This window comes from Streptomyces sp. NBC_00016, assembly GCF_045040885.1.
Taxonomy (GTDB): domain Bacteria; phylum Actinomycetota; class Actinomycetes; order Streptomycetales; family Streptomycetaceae; genus Streptomyces; species Streptomyces coriariae.
On the sequence record NZ_CP108304.1, the window covers coordinates 665,222 to 684,916 of the forward strand.

15 protein-coding genes are annotated in these 19,695 nt (G+C 71.4%); 10 read left to right on the forward strand and 5 right to left on the reverse strand.

Annotation, left to right across the window (positions count from 1 at the left end; all coding sequences use genetic code 11):
- The first annotated feature begins 87 nt into the window (after positions 1-87).
- The 8 genes from OG933_RS03130 to OG933_RS03165 all read left to right on the forward strand — a co-directional run bounded on the left by OG933_RS03130 (position 88) and on the right by OG933_RS03165 (position 11,031).
- A complete protein-coding gene (locus OG933_RS03130; RefSeq protein ID WP_362532943.1) occupies positions 88-750 on the forward strand; it encodes a tetratricopeptide repeat protein in 663 nt (220 codons plus the stop codon).
- A 517-nt stretch (positions 751-1,267) separates the two neighbouring features.
- Complete coding sequence (locus tag OG933_RS03135; protein ID WP_405625196.1) at positions 1,268-3,580, forward strand: beta-L-arabinofuranosidase domain-containing protein; 2,313 nt, start codon at positions 1,268-1,270, stop codon at positions 3,578-3,580.
- A 274-nt stretch (positions 3,581-3,854) separates the two neighbouring features.
- Positions 3,855-4,640 (forward strand): MBL fold metallo-hydrolase, encoded by a 786-nt coding sequence (locus tag OG933_RS03140; protein WP_362532947.1) that lies wholly within the window; start codon positions 3,855-3,857, stop codon positions 4,638-4,640.
- A 316-nt stretch (positions 4,641-4,956) separates the two neighbouring features.
- A complete protein-coding gene (locus OG933_RS03145) occupies positions 4,957-6,237 on the forward strand; it encodes a DUF3533 domain-containing protein (protein WP_362532948.1) in 1,281 nt (426 codons plus the stop codon).
- A gap of 98 nt (positions 6,238-6,335) precedes the next feature.
- Positions 6,336-7,049 carry a DNA alkylation repair protein gene (locus OG933_RS03150; RefSeq protein ID WP_362533090.1) on the forward strand — a complete coding sequence of 238 codons (714 nt, stop codon included), beginning with the start codon at positions 6,336-6,338 and terminating at the stop codon, positions 7,047-7,049.
- Positions 7,050-7,251: 202 nt separating this feature from the next.
- Positions 7,252-8,673 (forward strand): lamin tail domain-containing protein, encoded by a 1,422-nt coding sequence (locus OG933_RS03155; RefSeq protein ID WP_405625199.1) that lies wholly within the window; start codon positions 7,252-7,254, stop codon positions 8,671-8,673.
- Positions 8,674-8,845: 172 nt separating this feature from the next.
- Positions 8,846-9,193 carry a VOC family protein gene (locus OG933_RS03160; protein WP_362532953.1) on the forward strand — a complete coding sequence of 116 codons (348 nt, stop codon included), beginning with the start codon at positions 8,846-8,848 and terminating at the stop codon, positions 9,191-9,193.
- Positions 9,194-9,396: 203 nt separating this feature from the next.
- Complete coding sequence (locus OG933_RS03165) at positions 9,397-11,031, forward strand: alpha/beta hydrolase (RefSeq protein WP_362532957.1); 1,635 nt, start codon at positions 9,397-9,399, stop codon at positions 11,029-11,031.
- Between the two features lie 121 nt (positions 11,032-11,152).
- Here OG933_RS03165 and OG933_RS03170 read toward each other — a convergent pair whose 3' ends face one another.
- The gene (locus OG933_RS03170) at positions 11,153-12,757 is read right to left on the reverse strand and encodes an FAD-binding oxidoreductase (RefSeq protein ID WP_405625203.1); all 1,605 of its coding nucleotides are present in this window, start codon (positions 12,755-12,757) and stop codon (positions 11,153-11,155) included.
- Positions 12,758-12,816: 59 nt separating this feature from the next.
- Between OG933_RS03170 and OG933_RS03175 the strand changes: the two genes are divergently transcribed.
- Both OG933_RS03175 and OG933_RS03180 read left to right on the forward strand, forming a co-directional pair.
- The gene (locus OG933_RS03175; RefSeq protein WP_405625206.1) at positions 12,817-13,521 is read left to right on the forward strand and encodes a TetR/AcrR family transcriptional regulator; all 705 of its coding nucleotides are present in this window, start codon (positions 12,817-12,819) and stop codon (positions 13,519-13,521) included.
- A 251-nt stretch (positions 13,522-13,772) separates the two neighbouring features.
- Complete coding sequence (locus OG933_RS03180; protein ID WP_362532967.1) at positions 13,773-15,281, forward strand: MFS transporter; 1,509 nt, start codon at positions 13,773-13,775, stop codon at positions 15,279-15,281.
- Between the two features lie 138 nt (positions 15,282-15,419).
- Here OG933_RS03180 and OG933_RS03185 read toward each other — a convergent pair whose 3' ends face one another.
- The 4 genes from OG933_RS03185 to OG933_RS03200 form a co-directional block, all read right to left on the reverse strand.
- Entirely contained in the window at positions 15,420-15,920 is a 501-nt protein-coding gene (locus OG933_RS03185; RefSeq protein ID WP_405625209.1) for a nucleotidyltransferase domain-containing protein, read from the reverse strand.
- A 106-nt stretch (positions 15,921-16,026) separates the two neighbouring features.
- Entirely contained in the window at positions 16,027-17,643 is a 1,617-nt protein-coding gene (locus OG933_RS03190; protein WP_405625211.1) for a glycoside hydrolase family 13 protein, read from the reverse strand.
- A 173-nt stretch (positions 17,644-17,816) separates the two neighbouring features.
- A complete protein-coding gene (locus OG933_RS03195) occupies positions 17,817-18,692 on the reverse strand; it encodes a carbohydrate ABC transporter permease (protein WP_362532976.1) in 876 nt (291 codons plus the stop codon).
- A 19-nt stretch (positions 18,693-18,711) separates the two neighbouring features.
- On the reverse strand, positions 18,712-19,674 hold the full coding sequence (locus OG933_RS03200; RefSeq protein ID WP_362532978.1) for a sugar ABC transporter permease: 963 nt from the start codon (positions 19,672-19,674) through the stop codon (positions 18,712-18,714).
- Positions 19,675-19,695 lie beyond the last annotated feature (21 nt).

Here is a 19,695-nt window from a genome sequence, read left to right on the forward strand (position 1 = left end):
TGCTCGCCCTGCGGGGTGAACGGTGGCTTCGTTCCGTATGCGTGAAGGGCATCGGATTCTCCGGCGCGCGGTCGATACGATCACGGGATGACTGCCGACGCGCGTATCGAGCAAGCCGAACTCCTCTACGAACGTGCCGTGTTCGGCGGCGACAGCGGTGCACTGGCGTCCGCGGACCTCAGCCTCGACGGGGTCGAGGCGGATCTCGCGCTGGCTCGCGGCCGGGTGATCCACGCCCGTTTCCTGGAGGAGCGGGTCGAGGACCTGCGGGAGCTCGAACTCTTCGAGCGGGCGGCGGAACTGTACGGGCGGCTCGGTGACATGCGGGGCGAGGGCGAGGCGCTGTTCTGGGTGGGCACCTTCCACCAAGTGGTCCGCGACGACACCGACACCGCCGTGCCCGCCTTCGAACGAGCCCTCGACCTCGCCACCCGGGCAGGCGACCGGCTGACGACGTCCTACGCGTTGCGGCACCTCGGCTTCGCCGACCACATGGCCGGCCGCCTGGACGAGGCTCGCGCGCACTTCGAGGAGTCCACCCGTCTGCGCCGGGAGCTGGGTTTCCTGCCGGGAGTGGCGGCGAACCTGATCGGGCTGGCCCATCTGGCCGCCCAGCAGGACCGGCGCGACGACGCGGCGGCGCTGCTCGATGAAGCGACGGAGTTGGCCGGGAGCACCGAATCGCACGGCGTGCTGCGCTGGGTGGCGGGAGCTCGCGAGGAGCTCAGCCTGCCGCGAGGTGCCCGCTGACGGTGCGTACGCAATGAGGCTTCGCATGACTGGCTCGGCCCCTCCGGAACGGCGTACACCCACCAGGGGCGTCCAGACCTGACACAGCAAGTCGCCGAATCGACAATCGAGTTGACGGTGATCCGCTGAAATCACGGTACGAAGGGTGTTGACCGACTCGTTCGGGCGTCTATCATCCCTGCTTGCCGAAGAGTCGACCAATGTTCGATATCACGAACAACATGATCACCTGTGCGGGTGAGCCGTCCGCACCGGAACCGGAGTCCGCGTCAGCTCCAGGCGCGCCGCACAGCGGTGCGCCTCTACCCCGACCACGACACCGACCGAGCCGCTACGTCGAGCCCAGCAGGGAGCGCTGATCCGGCATGTCCTGGCTCCCTCGCTTACGCAGCGGTGAGCATCGGGCGGTTCGAACCGGCAACACCGGTCCGTACGCACCCCGCCCCCGGGTTCTCGTGCCGCGTCGCGCATCGGTGACCCCCATCCCCGCTCCTCAGATCAAGGAACAGGTGGAACGATGTCCTCCTCACTCAGCAGACGGCGCCTCCTGCAAGCGGCCGGAGTCACGCTCGCCGCCTCCGCGGCCGGCCCTCTCGTCGGCGCCTCTCCCGCGCGGGCGGCCGTCCCTCCCGCCCGTGCCGACATCGGGGTCTCCGCGTACTCCTTCGACTTCGGCCAGGTGCGGCTGACCGCGAGCCGGTGGCTCGACAACCAGAACCGCACAGCCGCCTACCTGCGGTTCGTGGACGTGGACCGGCTGTTGTACACCTTCCGCGCCAACCACAAGCTCTCCACGGCCGGCGCCGCCGCCAACGGCGGCTGGGACGCGCCCGACTTCCCCTTCCGCAGCCATGTCCAGGGACACTTCCTCACCGCCTGGGCGCAGTTGTACGCCGTCACCGGGGACTCGGTCGCCCGCAGCAAGGCGGTCTCCATGGTGGCGGAGCTGGCCAAGTGCCAGGCCAACAACAGCGCCGCCGGATTCACCACCGGCTACCTCTCCGGCTATCCCGAGTCCGACTTCACCGCCCTCGAACAGGGCACCCTGAGCAACGGAAACGTGCCGTACTACACGATCCACAAGACGCTCGCCGGGCTGCTGGACGTGTGGCGTCTGATCGGCAGCACGCAGGCCCGGGACGTCCTGCTGGCTCTGGCGGGCTGGGTCGACACGCGCACCGGCCGGCTCACCGGGGCGCAGATGCAGGCGATGCTGGGCGTGGAGTTCGGCGGCATGAACGACGTGCTGTGCGACCTCTACCAGCAGACGGGCGACGCCCGGTGGCTCACCGCCGCCCAACGCTTCGACCACGCCGCCGTGTTCGACCCGCTGGCCGCCAACCTGGACCGGTTGAACGGGCTGCACGCCAACACCCAGGTCCCCAAGTGGATCGGCGCCCTGCGCGAGTACAAGGCCACCGGCACCACCCGGTACCGGGACATCGCCACCAACGCGTGGAACATCGCCGTCGGCACCCACACCTACGCCATCGGCGGCAACAGCCAGGCGGAGCACTTCCGGGCGCCGAACGCGATCGCCGCGTACCTCAAACAGGACACCTGCGAGAGCTGCAACACGTACAACATGCTCAAGCTCACCCGCGACCTGTACGCGGTGACCCCGGACCGGGCCGCGCTGTTCGACTTCTACGAGCAGGCCTGGCTGAACCACATGATCGGCCAGCAGAACCCGGCGGACGCCCACGGCCACGTCACCTATTTCACCCCGCTCAACCCGGGCGGCCGGCGCGGGGTGGGCCCGGCCTGGGGCGGCGGCACCTGGAGCACCGACTACGGCACCTTCTGGTGCTGCCAGGGCACCGGCCTGGAGATGCACACCCGGCTGATGGACTCCATCTACTTCCGCAACGACACCACGCTCACCGTGAACCTGTTCGTGCCGTCGGTGCTCACCTGGTCCCAGCGCGGCATCACCGTCACCCAGACCACCTCGTACCCCACCGGCGACACGACCACGTTGACCGTCACCGGCAGCGCCGCCGGAACGTGGGCGATGCGCATCCGCATTCCCGGCTGGACCACCGCCGCCACGGTCAGCGTCAACGGCGTGGCGCAGAACATCGCCACCACCCCCGGCACCTACGCCACCCTGACCCGCGCCTGGGCGTCCGGCGACACCGTCATCGTCCGCCTGCCCATGCGGGTCGTCCTGCGGCCCGCCCCCGACAACGCGAACACCGCAGCGGTCACCTACGGGCCGGTCGTGCTGGCCGGCGACTACGGCGACAGCGCGCTCAGCACGCTCCCGCTGCTCAACACCGCCAGCGTCGCGCGCACCAGCAGCACGTCGCTCGCCTTCACCGCGACCGCGGGCGGCTCCGCCGTCGACCTGGGCCCGTTCCACGACGCGCACGGCTTCAACTACACCGTGTACTGGAACACCGGCGGCACCGCCGCCGTACACCTCGTCAACGCGGCGAGCAATTTGGTGCTGGGCGTCCAGGACATGTCCACCGCCGACGGCGGCCTCGCCCTCCAGTGGACCGACAGCGGCACCGCCGACCACGACTGGGAGATGATCACCGACGGGACGGCGGTCCGCTTCCGGAACGTCAACAGCGGCAAGGTCCTCGGTGTGCTGAACATGTCCACCGCGGACAACGCGAGCGTGCTCCAGTGGACGGACAACGGCACCGCGGACCATCAGTGGACGCTGCTCGACCAGGGCGACGGCACCTACAAGATCCGCAACGTGCACAGCGGCAAACTGCTCGCCATCGCGGGCAACTCCACCGCCGTCGGAGCCTTCGCGGTCCAGGCCCCCGACGACGGCACCGCCGACAACCGGTGGCGCATCGTGAGCGCCTGACCGACGGCCGCAGGTTCCATGTGGCTGTCCGGCGCCGGCCCGGACAGCCACGGACCATCGGTCACGGTGGGCACCGATCCTCCTGCCGATTCCGCTGCCCTGATGGCCCGATGGTTCTGATACCGACCCGCAAGGCCGGACGCACGGGAGTCGCTCCGGCCCTGCCCCTGGTGGGCCGACCGGCCGACCCGTGGCTTCAGGTCGAATGTGCGACCCAGGCCCGAGCGGAAGACCGCCCCACCTGTGCCGTCTCTCACCCCCAAGGACGCCCTCCATGAAGGTCCACCACCTCAACTGCGGCACCATGCGTCCGCCCGGCGGCCGGCTCGTCTGCCACGTCCTGCTGATCGAGACCGCGAACGGCCTGGCGCTCGTCGACTCCGGCTACGGCCTCGGTGACATCGCCGACCCGAAGCGGCGCGTCGGGCCACCGCGGCACCTCGTGCGGCCGCTGTTCGACCCCGACGAGACGGCCGTCCGGCAGGTCGAGAGACTCGGGTTCCGCCGGGACGACGTCCGCCATGTCGTGGTCACCCACTGCGACGTCGACCACATCGGCGGCCTCTCCGACTTCCCCGACGCCCAGGTCCACCTGACGGCGGACGAGGCGCGCGGAGCCGTCCACGCCCCCTCCTGGCGTGAGCGGATCCGCTTCCAGCGGTCGCAGTGGGCGCACGGCCCGAACCTCGTGGAGCACCGCCCCGACGGCGACACGTGGCGCGGGTTCGCCGCGGCCCGGGAACTCGACATGATCGCTCCCGGCATCGTCCTGATCGCTCTGCCGGGCCACACCCGCGGCCACGCCGCCGTGGCGGTCGACGCCGGCACGCGCTGGCTCCTGCACGCCGGTGACGCCTTCTACCACCGCGGCACCCTGGACGGCCGGTCCCCGATCCCGGCGTCCCTGCGCAGGATGGAGGCCTTCATCGCGTACGACGGGAAGAAGGTCCGCGACAACCATGCCCGGCTGGCCGAGCTGTACCAGCGGGGCGCCCCCGACCTCACGATCGTCAACGCCCACGACCCCGTCCTGTACGAGAAGGCGCGGGCAGGCGCGTAGCGAGGAGAGGGCGGCACGAGCCGGCGTCGTCCGTGCCCGGCCGACGGCGTCCCGGTCACCGGGTCGGCAGCACCTCGCGTACTCCGTCTCGGACGTCCTGTCCCTCCACCGCGCGGCCGACGACGTCGAACGGCCGGGGAGGCAGCGTGACCCCATCCGGCTGGTGCCCCGCCCCCCGACAGACTGTCTGCGCTCCCCCGGGCCACGGTACGGCGAGACTTGGGACGACTCGCCGTACCTCCTCATCCCGGCCGGCAGCCCACGGCGGCCGGCCCAGCGGAACCCACCCGCCAGGTCCCAGACACGACGGAGAACCATGACCGCCGACGACACGCCCCCCGACACCGGCCCGCACGTACGCGCCACCACGCTCCTGCGCCGCCCCAAGCTGTGGCTGGTGCCCACGATCCTCACCGGACTGCTCGCCCTGCTGCTGTCGCTGCTGTACATGGGCGGCATCGTCAGCCCGCAGCGCGATCTGCACGACCTGCCGATCGCACTCGTCAACAGCGACACCGGCCGGCCGCCGAAGGGGCAGAAGCAGAACCTCGGCACCCAGGTGGCCGCGGCCATCGTCTCGGACACCTCCAGCGAGACGGCCGACTGGCGGCGGCTGACCCGGGCCCAGGCCCAGGACGAGCTGAACTCGGGCAAGGTCTACGGCGCGCTGGTCATCCCCGCGGACTTCACCGACTCCGTCGCCGCCCTCACCGGCGCGAACGCGACCGCGCGGCCCACGATGACCGTGCTGACCAACCCGGCCAAGGGCAGCCTCGGTTCCTCCCTCGCCAGCAGGATCACGACTACGGCGGCCCAGCAGGCCTCCCGGACCATCGGCAAACAGCTGACCGCCGCCGCCTCGGGAGCGGATTCCACCACCGAACTGCTGCTCGCCGACCCGGTGAGCGTCGTCACCCAGGTCGGCCACCCCCTGGGCGACAACAGCGGCCTCGGTCTGAGCGCCTTCTACTACACCCTGCTGCTCGTGCTGGCCGGCTTCATGGGCGGCAACGTCATCAGCAACGGTGTGGACACCGCCCTCGGTTACGCGGACAACGAGATCGGCCCCTGGCACACCCGGCTGCCCACGGTGCCGATCAGCCGCACCCAGACGCTGCTGCTGAAGATGGCCATGACGGCCGGCATCACGGTCCTCAGCGTCTCCCTCGTCCTGCTCGCCTGCGTCAGCGTCCTCGGCATGGACGCCACCCACATCCCCCTGTTGTGGATCTACTCCTACTGCGCGGCCCTCGCGGTCGGCCTCGGCGTCCAGGCCATCAACGCGGCCTTCGGCGGGATCGGCCAGCTGGTGTCCATGTTCGTGTTCATCGTGCTCGGCCTGCCCTCGTCCGGCGCCACGGTTCCGCTCCAGGCCGTCCCCGAGTTCTACCGCTTCCTGTCCCACTTCGAGCCCATGCGCCAGCTCAGCGACGGCGTCCGCGCCATCCTCTACTTCGACGCGCGCGGCGACGCCGGACTCGCCCGCGCCTGGACCATGATCGGGATCGGCGCGGCCGTCGGTCTCCTCTTCGGCTTCGCGATGACCGCGTACTACGACCGCAAGGGCCACAAACGCTTTGCCCCGCAGCCCACTTGAGCGACGAGCCCAGGTGCTCGGGAGCCGCTCCGGGCGGCCGGAACCCATGCTGAACCCCGCACATGCTGAACCCCGCACAGGGTGGACAGGAGACCCAGATGGCCGAGACGGCGTTGGCCGAGGTGATGGCCGAGCTGGCCGGGCTCGAGGACCCGAAGACCCGCGCGGTGAACGAGAAGCACGGTGACGATCACGGTGTGAACCTCGGCAAGCTGCGCGCGCTCGCGAAGCGGCTGAGGACGCAGCAGGAACTCGCGGGCCGGCTGTGGCAGACGGACGACACCGCGGCAAGGCTGCTGGCGATCCTGATCTGCCGCCCGAAGGCCTTCGGGCGTGACGAGTTGGACGCCATGCTGCGCGAGGCGCGCACGCCCAAGGTGCACGACTGGCTCGTGAACTACGTGGTGAAGAAGAGCCCGCACGCCGAGGAGTTGCGCGTGGACTGGTCCGCCGATCCGGACCCGGTGGTCGCGAGCGCCGGCTGGGCGCTGACCACCGAACGCGTGGCGAAGAAGCCCGAGGGCCTCGACCTCGCAGGGCTGCTCGACGTCATCGAGGCGGAGCTGAAGGACGCCCCGGACCGCCTTCAGTGGGCGATGAACCACTGCCTGGCTCAGATCGGGATCGAGCACGCCGAGCTCCGCGAACGCGCCGTCGGCATCGGTGAGCGTCTGGAGGTGCTCAAGGACTACCCGACGCCGCCGGGCTGCACCTCCCCGTTCGCGCCCGTCTGGATCAACGAGATGGTGCGCCGGCAGCACAGGGGACAGGAAGCCGCGGTCTCCCGCGCCGAACCGCGACCGAGCCCGTAGGGCCCCCGGCACCACAGCCCCCACAGCCCCCCCCCCCCCCCCAGCCCCGAACAGTCGCCGGTCGCGCCCGCTCCGGGGCGGGCACGTCCGCGCAAGCTTCGCCCGTCGTTCACCGGCCGTCCGACTCCACGCAGGAGTCGTGTTCGGGCTGCTCAGGGACCGTCATGGCGCCTTGCTCATGACAACTTCGGGATGGAACTTCGTGACTGCATCGATCGCCCGCCGTCGGCGCCGTGGTCTTACCCGTTTCCTCGTCGCGGGACCGCTGCTGACCGTCGGCGCCCTGACCGGCGTCCCGGCCGCCCACGCAGCGGCCGCCGACGACATCCGCATCAACGAGGTCGTGACCACCGGAGACGTCAACGACTCGATCGAGCTGTACAACAAGGGCACCGCCACGATCGACGTCTCGGGCTGGATCCTCAAGGACGACGACAACAGCTCCAAGTACAAGATCGCCTCCGGAACCACGCTGGCACCGGGGGCGTACCGGGCGTTCGACGTCCACGGCAAGTTCGGTCTGGGCTCCGACGACGAGGCCCGCCTGTACCTCGCCGACGGCACCACCCTGGTCGACGGCTTCGCCTGGAGCGGGCACTCCGACCCCTCCTGGTCGCGCTGCCCCGACGGGACCGGCGCGTTCGGGGAAGCGGCCCTGACCCTCGGAGCACCCAACGACTGCGGTACCGGCGGCGGGGGTACGACCCCGGTGGCGTGGCCCGGCAGCGGCACCGTGGCGACGGCGGACGCCTCCGACGTGTTCGGCGAGGACCTCAGTGGTCTCTACCAGGAGGGCAGCGTGCTGTGGGGCGCGCAGAACAGCGGCAAGCTGTGGCGTCTGGTCCGTGACGGTTCCGGCGGCTGGACCCCGGACACGAGCGGCGGCTGGTCCTCAGGCAAGACCCTGCGCTTCCCCGGCGGTTCGGGAAGCCCCGACAGCGAGGGCGTCACCTTCACCGGCTCCGGTTCCGCCGGCGGGGCGTTCGTCGCGAGCGAGCGAAACGGCGACGCCTCCGGCACCAGCCGCCTGTCGGTGCTGAAGTACGACGTCACGGCCGGCGGCTCCACCCTGACCTCGAGCAGGGAATGGAACCTCACCTCCGACCTGCCCTCGACCGGCTCCAACCTCGGCTTCGAAGGAATCACCTGGATTCCCGACACCTACCTGAGCGGCGCCGGCTTCAAGGACGCCACGACCGGCTCGGCCTACGACCCGGCCCGCTACGGCGCCCACAGCGGCGGCGTGTTCTTCGTCGGCGTCGAGGGCACCGGCATGATCCACGGCTACGTCCTCGCCGACTCCGGCACCTACACCCGCGTCGCCTCCCTCAGCAGCGGCATGTCCGGGGTGATGGAGCTCCAGTGGGAGCCGCAGGCCGCTCGTCTGTGGGCCGTCTGCGACGACACCTGCGACGGCCGGCACCGCACCCTGAAGGTCGACGCCTCCGGCACGTTCACCACCAGCGCCGTCTACGACCGCCCCAGCGGCATGCCCGACTACAACAACGAGGGCTTCGCGCCGGCCGGCTCCGACGAGTGTGTCGCCGGCTCCAAGCCCGTCTACTGGTCCGACGACTCCAACGACGGCGGACACGCGCTGCGCAAGGGCACCATCACCTGCTGAAGCCCCCATTCGTGCGACCCCGGCCGGTGTGGCCCCCGCCCACGGACCGGGCCGCACGCCGACGTCCGGTCCGTGCAGTCTCCGTGCGGCCCTGCCGGGCCGGATTGTCAGTGGTGTACGGCAGAGTGGTGAACAGTCCAGGATGCGTGTCCGATCCCGTGGGGAGTCGTCGATGGCCGTTCGCCGTGTCATGCCCGTCATTCGGTCGGAGGCGGCACAGGAGAGCCGGGAGTTCTACGGCCTGCTGGGCTTCGAGGAAGTCATGAACCTGGGCTGGATCATGACGCTCGCCTCGCCGTCCACTCCGGCGGCGCAGGTCAGCATCATGAGCGGCGACAAGAGCGCCCCGGTCACCCCCGACATGAGTGTCGAAGTCGACGACGTCGACGCGGCCTACGCGCTGATGCGGGACAGCGGCGCGGAGATCGTTCACCCCCTGCAGGACGAGGAGTGGGGAGTACGGCGGTTCTTCGTGCGCGACCCCAACGGCCGCGTGGTCAACGTGCTGCGCCACCTCTGAGGCCTCCCGCGCCCCGCGCGCGCACGACGGGTCCGGCACGCACGTCGGTCGACTCGTTCTCGGCCTGATCAGGTACCGAAAATTTTCTGCGGAAAGTCGGACGCGGCGGCACCTCGCGCGCGTTTTCCCCCTCTGTTCAGCTAGCCGGACTCACCGTGACCCGTGAGCACCCGGCCACACAGCAGCCCAGGGGGAAGGACACCATGACAACTCCACACCGCATACCGAGACGCTTCGGGCGACTCGGCGTCCTCGGAGCCGCGTTGACGGCACTCGTGGTCGCCGGGACGGGGACGGCGACTCGGGCGACGGCCGGACCGGAGACATCCAAGACCCCGCCCGTGCCGTCGCTCACCTGGAGCGACTGCCAGGGCGGATTCGAGTGCGCGAACGCCGACGTGCCGCTCGACTACCGCGAGCCGCAGGGCAGGACCATCACCCTCGCGGTGGTCCGGAAGAAGGCCGCGGACAGCACGAAGCGCAAGGGCACGCTCTTCATGCAGCCGGGCGGGCCCGGCAACTCCGGCGTGGACTTCGTGCGCAACAACTACGCGGACCTGCCGGCCGCCCTCCGCGACTCGTTCGACGTCTTCGGCTACGACGTGCGTGGTGTCGGGCGCAGTTCGGCGCTGACCTGCTTCGACGACGCGCGGTACACCCAGGCGGTCACGCAGGCGAAGGGCGTCCCCGGGCCGGACGCCTACGGGCCGGCGCTGCAGGAGGCCGCCGAGTTCGACCAGGCCTGTGAGGACAACGCGGGCGAGCTGCTGCCGTACATCGGCACCGAGTACGTCGCCCGGGACATCGACCTGCTGCGTCAGGCGCTCGGCGAGCAGCAACTCACGTACTACGGGCGGTCGTTCGGGTCGTACATCGGGACCGTCTACGCGGCCATGTTCCCGAAGCGGGTGCGGGCACTGACGCTCGACGGCGCCTACGACCCGGACCACTACGCGAACCGCCCGTACGCCTACGACCGGCCGCAGTACCTGGCGCTGGACGGCGCGATGGGCCGCTTCCTCGACTGGTGCGCCGCCGATCAGGCGACCTGCGGGTTCGGCGACGGCGACCCGCGCGGGGCGTTCGAGAAGCTGAAGGCCGACCTGGACGCCGATCCCGTACCGACCGCGAACGGCGGCCGGGCCAACGGCTACACGCTGGTCTACCGGCTGATGTTCAACATCAACGAGGGCAAGGTCATCTGGCCCTCGTTCGGTGAGGCGCTGCGCAAGGCCCAACTGCGGGACAACACTTCCTTCTTGCTGCGGCCGCCGTCCCCGGCGAGCTTCGACTTCCTCGGCCCGAACGTGGCCGTCGAGTGCGTCGACCGGGACTACCCGCGCGATCTGCGTCGACTGAAGCGGAACGTCACGGCGAACGCGAAGGCCGCACCGCTGCTCGGCCCCGCGATGGCGTACGGTCCGCCGACGTACGACCACCAGCACGCCACCGCCTGCGTCCAGTGGACCGGCGAGCGGGTCAGCCGCTACGACGGCTCCTACCGGGCCAAGGGCTCGGCACCGATCCTGGTCCTCGGCACCACCGGCGACCCGGACACCCCCTACCAGGACGCGGTGGCGCTGTCGCGACAGCTCGACAACGCCTCGCTGCTGACGTTCGAGGCGGAGGGGCACACCGCGTTCGGGCGGAGCGCCTGCGCGACGGACGCGGTCATCGCCTACCTGGTCGACCTGAAGGTCCCGGCCAAGGGCAAGACCTGCGCGGACGAGACCCAGCCGCCTTCCTCGACACCGAAGGTGGCCCCGCCCGGCACCACCCTGAATGAGCTCCGCAACGGCGTCGACGAGCGCGTCGAACGCGTCGGCGCCGTGCGCTGACGGTTCCGACACCGACCCCGAGGCGCCGGCCCTTCACGGCCGGCGCCTCGGCATCGAGCTACCGGGGCGGAACGCCGTGCAGCCGCGACCCCGCCGCACCGGCCCGTCGCTCGCGGTGCGGTCAATCACCCACGAGGACACCGGGGTTGAGGACGCCCTGTGGGTCGAGGGCCTGCTTCACCGCGTGCAGGGCCAGGGCGAAGGGGTCCGGGCGCTGCAGGTCGTAGTGGGGGCGGTGGTCGCGGCCGACCGCGTGGTGGTGGGTGATGGTGGCGCGGTGGCGATGGAGGACGTCGCTCGCGACGGCCTTGAGGTCGTCCCAGACCGCGACCTCGTCGCCGGGACGTCCACCGGCGATCACGGTGAAGTAGGGCGCGGCGCCGTCGGGATAGACGTGCGTGAGGCGGCAGTTGACCATCGCGGGGTGCCCGGTGGCCCTGAGTGCGGCGGCACCGACCTCCTGCCGGACCGCGTCGATCAGAGCGGGCAGCCGGTCCCATGTGGTGGCTGTCTCGAAGGTCTCGGCGACGGCTCCCATGCGGGCGAGCCCGTCCCGCAGATACGGCATGCGCAGGAAGGCCGAGCGCCACGCGCCGACGGCCGAATCCTCGGACGCACGCGAGCCGGCGGGGTCGGGGTCGGGGCGCCCGCCGTGGGCGCGGGCCAGGTCCAGTGCCTGGCCGAGGCGCTCGTCCACGGGCGCCGTCGGGGACTCGAAGCCGAGGACGAGCACGGCACGGCCGTCCCGCGCGGCGCCGGACAGAGCGGCCTCGCCGGGATCCAGGAGACGGCAGTTGGCGGGCGCGAGGTCGGACTGCGCGAGCGCGCGGACCGCGGGCAGCGCGGCGTGGAGGTCGGCGAAGGACACCGAGGCCGAGGCCTTGTACCGGGGACGTTCCTGCAAGCGCATCCATGCCTCGGTGATGACGCCCAGGGAGCCTTCGGAGCCGAGGAAGAGGCGGTCGGGCGAGGGGCCGGCTCCGGAGGCGGGCAGCCTCCAGGACGCACTGGTGCCGGCGGGCGTGACCACGCTCAGGGACTGGGCGAAGTCGTCGATGTGGGTGTGCACGGTGGCGTAGTGGCCGCCCGCGCGGGTCGCCAGCCATCCGCCCAGGGTGGAGAACTCGAAGCTCTGCGGAAAATGACGCAGCGTCAGGTCGTGCGGGCGGAGCCGGGCTTCGAGTGCGGGGCCGAGGATTCCGGCCTGGATGCGGGCGGCGCGGCTGACGGTGTCGATCTCCAGGATCCGGTCCATGGCCGTCAGGTCCAGGGACAGCACGGCACGGTGGGCCTGCCCCCGGTATTCCACGCCGCCGACGACCGACGAGCCGCCGCCGTAGGGGATGACGGCGACTTCGCGCTCGGCGGCCCACTCCAGGAGGTCGGCCACGTGCCGGTCACAGGTCGGGTGGGCGACGAGGTCGGGGATCCGGCCCGGTCGGCCGCGCAGGGCGCGCGCGACGTCGCGGTAGGCCTTGCCCATGGCGTGGGCGGCACGGGGTCGGGGGTCGTAGGTCACGAGGGGCGCGAGGCTACGGGGCGCCTGGACGGCAGGACTGCCGATGTGCAGATCGGCCACCTCGGGCACGGGCAGCGGCCGCGCCAGAGTGCCGGGGACCAGGGCTCCCAGGGCGCCGCACTCGGCGTCGTCCGGGTGGGCGTCGGCCCAGCCCCAGCCCCACCAGGATCGGTCGCGGGTGCTGCGCGGTGCGGTGGTGCCGGACATGGGCAGGCTCCCTCGTAGAACTTACCAATCGGTAAATTACCCTATGGTAAATTCGATCCGTGACAACCCCTTCTGCACGAGCAGGCACCAAAGGCGTCCCGCGGGCCCGGCGCGAGCAGCAGATCCTCGCCGCCGCGACCGAGGAGTTCGGGCGCAACGGTTACGAAGGCACCTCCCTCGCCGCCGTCGCGGCCCGCGTCGGTGTCACCAAGACGCTGCTGCACCAGTACTTCGGCGCCAAGCACGACCTGTACCTCGCCTGCCTCGTCCCGGCCGCCGACCGGATCCTGTCGGCCATCCGGGCCGCCATGCACGACACGGCCATGCACGACACGGCCGGCGAGGGCTCGGCAGGCGAGGAGGAGGCGAGGGAGAGCCCTTCCGAGGAGGCCGACCCGGCGCGGGCGGTCGCACCGTCCACACCGCTGCGGGTCATGCACGGCGTCTTCACCGCTCTCGACGGACGACGGGAGGCGTGGTTCGTCCTCTATGACACCTCGGTCCCCGCGGACAGCGAGGCGGCCCGCCGTGCGCGGCGATACCGTGCCGCCATCGACGAGTGCGCGGCCATGGGCACCGCCGATGTACTCCTGGCAGCCGAATCCTTCGACGCCCTGGACGCCGACGCTCTCAGCCATGCCTGGCGGGGCCTTGCCACCGCCCTGATCCGCTGGTGGATCAACCATCCCGACGAGTCGGCGGACGCCATGACGGAGCGCTGCGCCCGCCTGTTCACCGCCGCACGTGGCGTGCTCGGCCCTTAGCCCCGGGCCGGCCCCGTGCCCCGTCGGGCCGGGCAGCGGCGACCGTGGCGTCCTGCGTTTGTGCACCCCGGGCGATCCGGGGCAGTAGCTCCGGTGTGCGCCGGAGGATCGATGCTGCTCAGAATTCACTCAGGACACAGCGGGGCGAGCAGGGTGCCGGTACGACGGCGCAGGGGGTACCGGGGGCACAACGGGGCGCCTGCACCGCATGACCAGGTGTTCTCGGACGCGGCCCGGCGAGAGGAGGCTCTGTGACGGCGTCGGCGAAGAACGGAAGTCCGTTCGCTCAGGAGAGCGGTTCCGAACAGGACCCGAACCGGTGGCGGGCTCTCTGGGTCACCCTGGTGGCCGGATTCATGAGCCTGCTGGACGTGACGATCGTGGCGGTGGCCCTGCCCACCGTCCAGCGCGAGCTGCACGCTTCCGCCGCCCAGGTGCAATGGGTGGTCTCCGGGTATGCCCTCACCTTCGCCCTCGCCCTGGTCACCGCGGGCCGCCTCGGTGACGCCCTCGACCGCCGCCGCATCTTCCTGCTGGCCCTGAGCAGCTTCGTGGTCTTCAGCGCTGCCTGCGGCGCCGCCCCCGACATCACCTGGCTGGTGGTGGCCCGCCTCGCCCAGGGGCTGGCGGCCGGCTTCATGGCTCCGCAGAACTCCGCGCTCATCCAGCAGATGTTCCGGGGCGCCGAGCGCGGACGGGCCTTCGGATTCTTCGGCGCCACCGTCGGCATCTCCTCCGCCGTCGGCCCGCTCACCGGCGGCGCCATCCTCGCGCTGGCCTCCGGCTCCGAGGGCTGGCGCTGGATCTTCTACGTCAACGTCCCCATCGGCATTCTCGCCGTCCTGCTCGGCCGCCGGCTACTGCCCCGCACCCAGCCGTCCGGCCGGGGACACGTGGACGTGCCCGGCGTGCTGCTCCTCGGTCTCGGCGTCCTCGCGCTCATGTATCCGCTGGTCCAGGCGGACTCCGGCGGGCTGGGCCGCCTGTGGTGGCTGTTCCTCCTCGGCGCCGCACTGCTCGGCGTCTTTGTGCGGTGGCAGCGCCGTCTCGTCGCCCGGGACGCCCAGCCACTGCTCGATCCTCGCCTGTTCACCACCGTGCGCGGCTACGCCGTCGGCGCCGGGGTCGGCACCCTGTACTTCATCGGCTTCAGCGGGGTCTGGCTGGTCTTCGCCCTCTTCTACCAGGGCGGGCTCGGCTTCTCGCCGCTGCGGTCCGGCCTCGCAGTGACACCCTTCGCCATCGGATCGGCGAGCGCGGCCGTCGTCGCCGGCAGACTCGTGGACCGGTTCGGCCGCCTGCTCACCGTGTGCGGCCTCACGGGCGTGATCACCGGCCTGGGCGGTGCCGCGCTGCTGCTCCGCTTCGCACCCCTCGGCATCGCCCCCTGGGCAGCCGCACCGCTGCTCTTCCTCGGCGGCATCGGCGGCGGCTTCGTGGTCTCACCGAACATCACCATGACCCTGCGGGAGGTGCCGGTGCGGATGGCGGGCGCGGCGGGCGGCGCCCTCCAGACCGGTCAACGCCTCGGCGCCGCGGTGGGCACCGCGGCCCTGCCCGGCCTGTACTACCTGGCACTCGGTGAGGGAGACGACTACCGCGCCGCCCTCACCGTCGCGCTGGTCGCCGCCCTGGCGGGGATGGGAGCGTCGCTGGCCCTCGCGACCGTCGACTGGCGGCGCGACCGGCAGACGCGGCGGCCGCACGAGACGTGCCCGGACGAGGTCGCCCATGACCCCCTGCACTCCCGCCAGTCCTGATCCACCCGGGCCGCGCCGTCGGGCGCGGGGAGGGGACGGCGGGCCCGGCGACGGCGGGCCCGGTCGGGACAGGGGAGCCGGGCGCGCCACGCGACTCCAGGGCGCCCATGTCGGCGGCGCTCCCCCGCCGATCCTGCCTCAAGGGTCGAAGTGGGTGGCGATGCCGAACCTCCTGCGCAGGAGCCCCATGTCGTGCAGGTCGCGTCCGGTCGGCTCGTAGCCCTGGTGGAAGTAGACCTGTTGATCGGCGGAGAGGCACGGGACCGTGCTCGTGCCGATGGTGCCGGTCACGAAGCAGGAGGCCGGGTAGGGGAACGGCCGGTCGGGGTCGAAGGACGCCTGGATGGCGGAGCCGTCGGCGGCGAACACCAGCGGGTGGAGGTCGATCTCCCGTCCGGCGGCATCCGTGACGACGAACCGCACGGGCCGCCGGTCCAGGGTCTCGGTGAATCCGGCCGCCGCCAGGGCGGCCACCACGTCGGGCTCCTGGTCAAGGCGGTGCATCAGGTCCAGGTCCCGGTGGCCGCGGGTCTGCTCCCCCACCAGGGCGTCGATGCCCCAGCCGCCCCCGATCCAGGCGTCGGCGCCCGCGCGCCGCAGCAGCGCCAGCACGGACAGCACGTCCTCGGCGGTCATCATCGCGGCAGCGGCTCCTCTCCCCCGCGACTCTTCTCCCCCGCGGCGCCGGGCCGACGGCGGGAAGACCCCGACCCCGACCCCGACACGGTGAGGGTGTGCGGGTCGCTCATGCGCGCAGCCAGATCGCGGTGTCGCCCGGCAGTCGGCCCTCGGCGTCCAGGGGTCCGCTGGCGAGCAGGATGTGATCATGCTCGGGAAGAGTGGCCGGGGCTGCGGCCAGGTTGACCACGCAGACCAGGCCGGGCGCCCGGCGGAACGCGAGGACCCCGGCGGGGGCGGCCAGCCACTCCAGCGGGCCGTCGCCGAGGCCCGCCTCGGTACGGCGCAGCCGCAGCGCCGAGCGGTAGAGGACCAGCATCGAGCCGGGGTCGGCGGCCTGGAGGTCGGCCGCGTACGCCGACCAGCCCGCGGGTTGCGGCAGCCAGGGCTCGGCGCGCGAACCGAAGCCCGCGTACGGGGCGTCGGCGGTCCACGGCAGCGGGACCCGGCAGCCGTCGCGGCCCGGGTCGGCGCCGGCGGAGCGGAAGTGCATCGGGTCCTGGATGCGCTCGCGTGGGATGTCCGCCTCGGGCAGGCCGAGTTCCTCGCCCTGGTAGAGGTAGACGGAGCCGGGCAGGGCGAGGGTGAGGAGGGCGGCGGCGCGGGCCCGGCGGGTGCCGAGCGCCAGGTCGGTCGGAGTGCCGTACTCCTTGGTCGCGAAGTCGAATCCGGTGTCCGCACGGCCGTAGCGGGTGACCGTGCGGGTCACGTCGTGGTTGCACAGCACCCAGGTGGCGGGCGCGCCGACCGGGGCGTGCTCGGCCAGGGTGTCGTCGATGGCCGCGCGCAGCCGGTCCGCGTCCCAGGGGCAGGCCAGGAAGTTGAAGTTGAAGGCGGTGTGCAGCTCGTCGGGGCGCAGGTAGCGGGCGAAGCGCTCGGCGTCCGGCAGCCAGACCTCGCCGACGAAGACACCGTCGTGGGCGTCGGCGACGCTCCGCCAGGAGCGGTAGATCTCGTGCAGTTCGTCGCGGTCGATGTACGGGTGGGGGTCGCGGCCCTCGACGAAGTCCGGCAGGTCGGGGTCCTTGGCGGGCAGGGCGGCCGAGTCGATGCGGACGCCGGCCACGCCCCGCTCGAACCAGAAGCGCAGGACGTCCTCGTGCTCCTCGCGGACCGCCGGGTGGGCCCAGTTGAGGTCGGGCTGCTGGGGGGTGAACAGGTGCAGGTACCACTCGCCGTCCTCGACCCGGGTCCAGGTCCGGCCTGCGAACTGCGACGGCCAGTCGTTGGGCGGCAGTTCGCCCTGCTCACCGCGTCCGGGGCGGAAGTGGAACAGCTTGCGCTCGGGGCTGCCGGGTCCGGCGGCGAGCGCGGCCCGGAACCAGGGGTGCTGGTCGGAGACGTGGTTGGGGACGATGTCGACGATGGTGCGGATGCCGAGGGCCCGGGCCTCTCCGATCAGCTTCTCGGCCTCGTCGAGGGTGCCGAAGGCGGGGTCGATGGTGCGGTAGTCGGCGACGTCGTAGCCGCCGTCGGCGAGCGGGGAGAGGTACCAGGGGGTGAACCAGATGGCGTCGACGCCCAGTTCGGCGAGATAGGGCAGTCTCGCCCGTACGCCCGCCAGGTCCCCGGTGCCGTCGCCGTCTCCGTCGGCGAAACTGCGGGGATACACCTGGTAGATGGCAGCGCCACGCCACCAGTCGTCCGAGGGGGCGAGGGTCCTGTCGGGGTGCGGGGCTGCCACGTGACGGTCCTTTCGGGGCAGGGGTGGTTCTCAGCCGCCGCCCCGGACAGCGGGGCGTCGAATACGGGGCGGCGGCGGAGGGTCGGAAGGGGTGCCGACGGGCCGGGCGGGCGCGGCACCCACGGCCGGCGGGAGGAGCGGGGGAACGCCGGTGCCGGGCAGTCAGGTCGGATTCAGCCCTTGAGGCCGCCCGCGGTCAGTCCGCTCATGATGTTGCGCTGGAAGAGAAGGAACAGCAGCAGGGTCGGCAGGGACGCGATGGTGAGGGCGGCGATCAGGACATTCTCGGGCACGCTGGTGGCGAGCGAGTAGATGCCGACGGCGAGGGTCTGGCCGGTGGGGTCGGGCAGCACCAGCATCGGCCAGAGGAAGTCCTTCCAGACACCGACGACCGCGAAGATCGACACCACGCCGAGGATGGGCCGGGAGATCGGCAGGACGACCGACCACAGGACGCGCAGCGGACCCGCGCCGTCCATGGAGGCCGCGTCCAGGAGTTCCTTGGGGATGGAGTCGAAGAACCGCTTCAGCAGGAAGATGTTGAAGGCGTTGGTCACCGAGGGAAGCCAGATCGCCCAGGGCGAGTTGAGCAGGTTGCGCTCGACGATCGGCATGTCCAGCACGGTGAGGTACTGCGGGACGACGAGGACGGTCGCCGGGATCATCAGGGTGACAAGCATCAGCCCGAGGATCGCCTTGCCCAGGACGGGCCGCAGCTTGGACAGGGAGTAGGCGGCGGCGACGTCCAGCACCAGCTGGAAGGCGAGCGCGCCGAACGCGTAGTACAGGGTGTTCAGGAGCAGGCGGGCGAGGTCCATCACCTCCCAGGCCCGCTGGTAGTTCTCCGGGTGGACGGAGCCGGGCACCCAGGTCGGGGGTGTCTGGACGGCTTCCTGGGTGGTCTTGAGCCCGCCGGACACCATCCAGTAGAGCGGGCCGAGGAAGGCCAGCGTGAACAGGACGACGACGAGCGCGAAGCACAGCCAGTACAGCAGCCTGCCGCGCGGGCGGGCGAGGGCGGCGGGCGAGATGAGCGTGCGTGTGGACATGTCCGTGTCTCCCCCGGTCCTACTCTTCGGTGGCGCGGTTGAGCCTGGCGTACACGGCCGAGAAGACGGCCAGCGTGACGAGCAGGATCAGGCCGAGCGCCGCCGCGGCACCGTAGTTGTTGAAGTTGAAGGCGTACTGGTAGATCAGGTAGACGACGGTCGTGGTGGACCCCTCGGGGCCGGCGCCGCCGGTCAGCAGGAAGGGCTCGATGAAGACCTGCATCGTGGCGATGATCTGCATGAGCAGCATCAGCGCCAGGATCAGCCGGGTCTGCGGGATCGTCACGTGCCACACCTTGCGCAGCAGGCCGGCCCCGTCGAGTTCGGCGGCCTCGTACAGTTCACCCGGGACGCTCTGGAGCGCGGCCAGGTAGATGAGGGTCGCGCCGCCCATGTTCATCCAGGTGGAGGCGACGACGACGGAGAGCATCGCGGTGTCGGGGTCCTGGAGCCACTGCTGGGCGGGTACGCCGAAGACGCCCAGCACCTCGTTGAACATGCCGTACCCGGGGTCGTACAGGTACTTGAAGAGCAGTACCGAGGCGGTGGGCGGCAGCATGACGGGCAGGTAGACCAGAAGTCGCAGATAGCCCTGGCCGTGCCGGAACTCGTTGATGACGAGGGCCGTGACGAAGGGGACGGCGAAGCCCAGGACGAGGGCCAGGGCCGTGAACCAGAGGGTGTTGCGCCAGGCCTGGCCGAAGGCGGGGTCGTTCCAGATGGTGACGAAGTTGTCCCAGCCGGTCCAGCTGACCTGGCCGTCCTCGGTCTTCTGGAAGGCCAGCAGGAACTCGCGGACGATCGGGTACCAGGAGAAGAAGGCGAAGCAGAGCACCGCGCCGATGAGGAATCCGTGGGCGGTGACATTGCGGCGCAGGGCCTTGCCGAGGCCTCCGGCCGGGGGCCGGACGGTGCCGGCACGCGGCCGGCGGGGACGGCGTTCCTTGGCCGCCGGGTCCTGGGTGAGGGTGGGGGCCGACATGGGTGCTCCTCGGTCGGACTG

What these genes read in the sequence shown, in the direction of transcription:
- OG933_RS03165 (WP_362532957.1), top strand. Translation starts at nt 9,397, where the DNA reads ATGACAACTCCACACCGCATACCGAGACGCTTCGGGCGACTCGGCGTC.
- OG933_RS03150 (WP_362533090.1), top strand. Translation starts at nt 6,336, where the DNA reads ATGGCCGAGACGGCGTTGGCCGAGGTGATGGCCGAGCTGGCCGGGCTC.
- OG933_RS03170 (WP_405625203.1), bottom strand. Translation starts at nt 12,757, where the DNA reads ATGTCCGGCACCACCGCACCGCGCAGCACCCGCGACCGATCCTGGTGG.
- OG933_RS03130 (WP_362532943.1), top strand. Translation starts at nt 88, where the DNA reads ATGACTGCCGACGCGCGTATCGAGCAAGCCGAACTCCTCTACGAACGT.
- OG933_RS03140 (WP_362532947.1), top strand. Translation starts at nt 3,855, where the DNA reads ATGAAGGTCCACCACCTCAACTGCGGCACCATGCGTCCGCCCGGCGGC.
- OG933_RS03135 (WP_405625196.1), top strand. Translation starts at nt 1,268, where the DNA reads ATGTCCTCCTCACTCAGCAGACGGCGCCTCCTGCAAGCGGCCGGAGTC.
- OG933_RS03185 (WP_405625209.1), bottom strand. Translation starts at nt 15,920, where the DNA reads ATGATGACCGCCGAGGACGTGCTGTCCGTGCTGGCGCTGCTGCGGCGC.
- OG933_RS03195 (WP_362532976.1), bottom strand. Translation starts at nt 18,692, where the DNA reads ATGTCCACACGCACGCTCATCTCGCCCGCCGCCCTCGCCCGCCCGCGC.
- OG933_RS03145 (WP_362532948.1), top strand. Translation starts at nt 4,957, where the DNA reads ATGACCGCCGACGACACGCCCCCCGACACCGGCCCGCACGTACGCGCC.
- OG933_RS03160 (WP_362532953.1), top strand. Translation starts at nt 8,846, where the DNA reads ATGGCCGTTCGCCGTGTCATGCCCGTCATTCGGTCGGAGGCGGCACAG.
- OG933_RS03200 (WP_362532978.1), bottom strand. Translation starts at nt 19,674, where the DNA reads ATGTCGGCCCCCACCCTCACCCAGGACCCGGCGGCCAAGGAACGCCGT.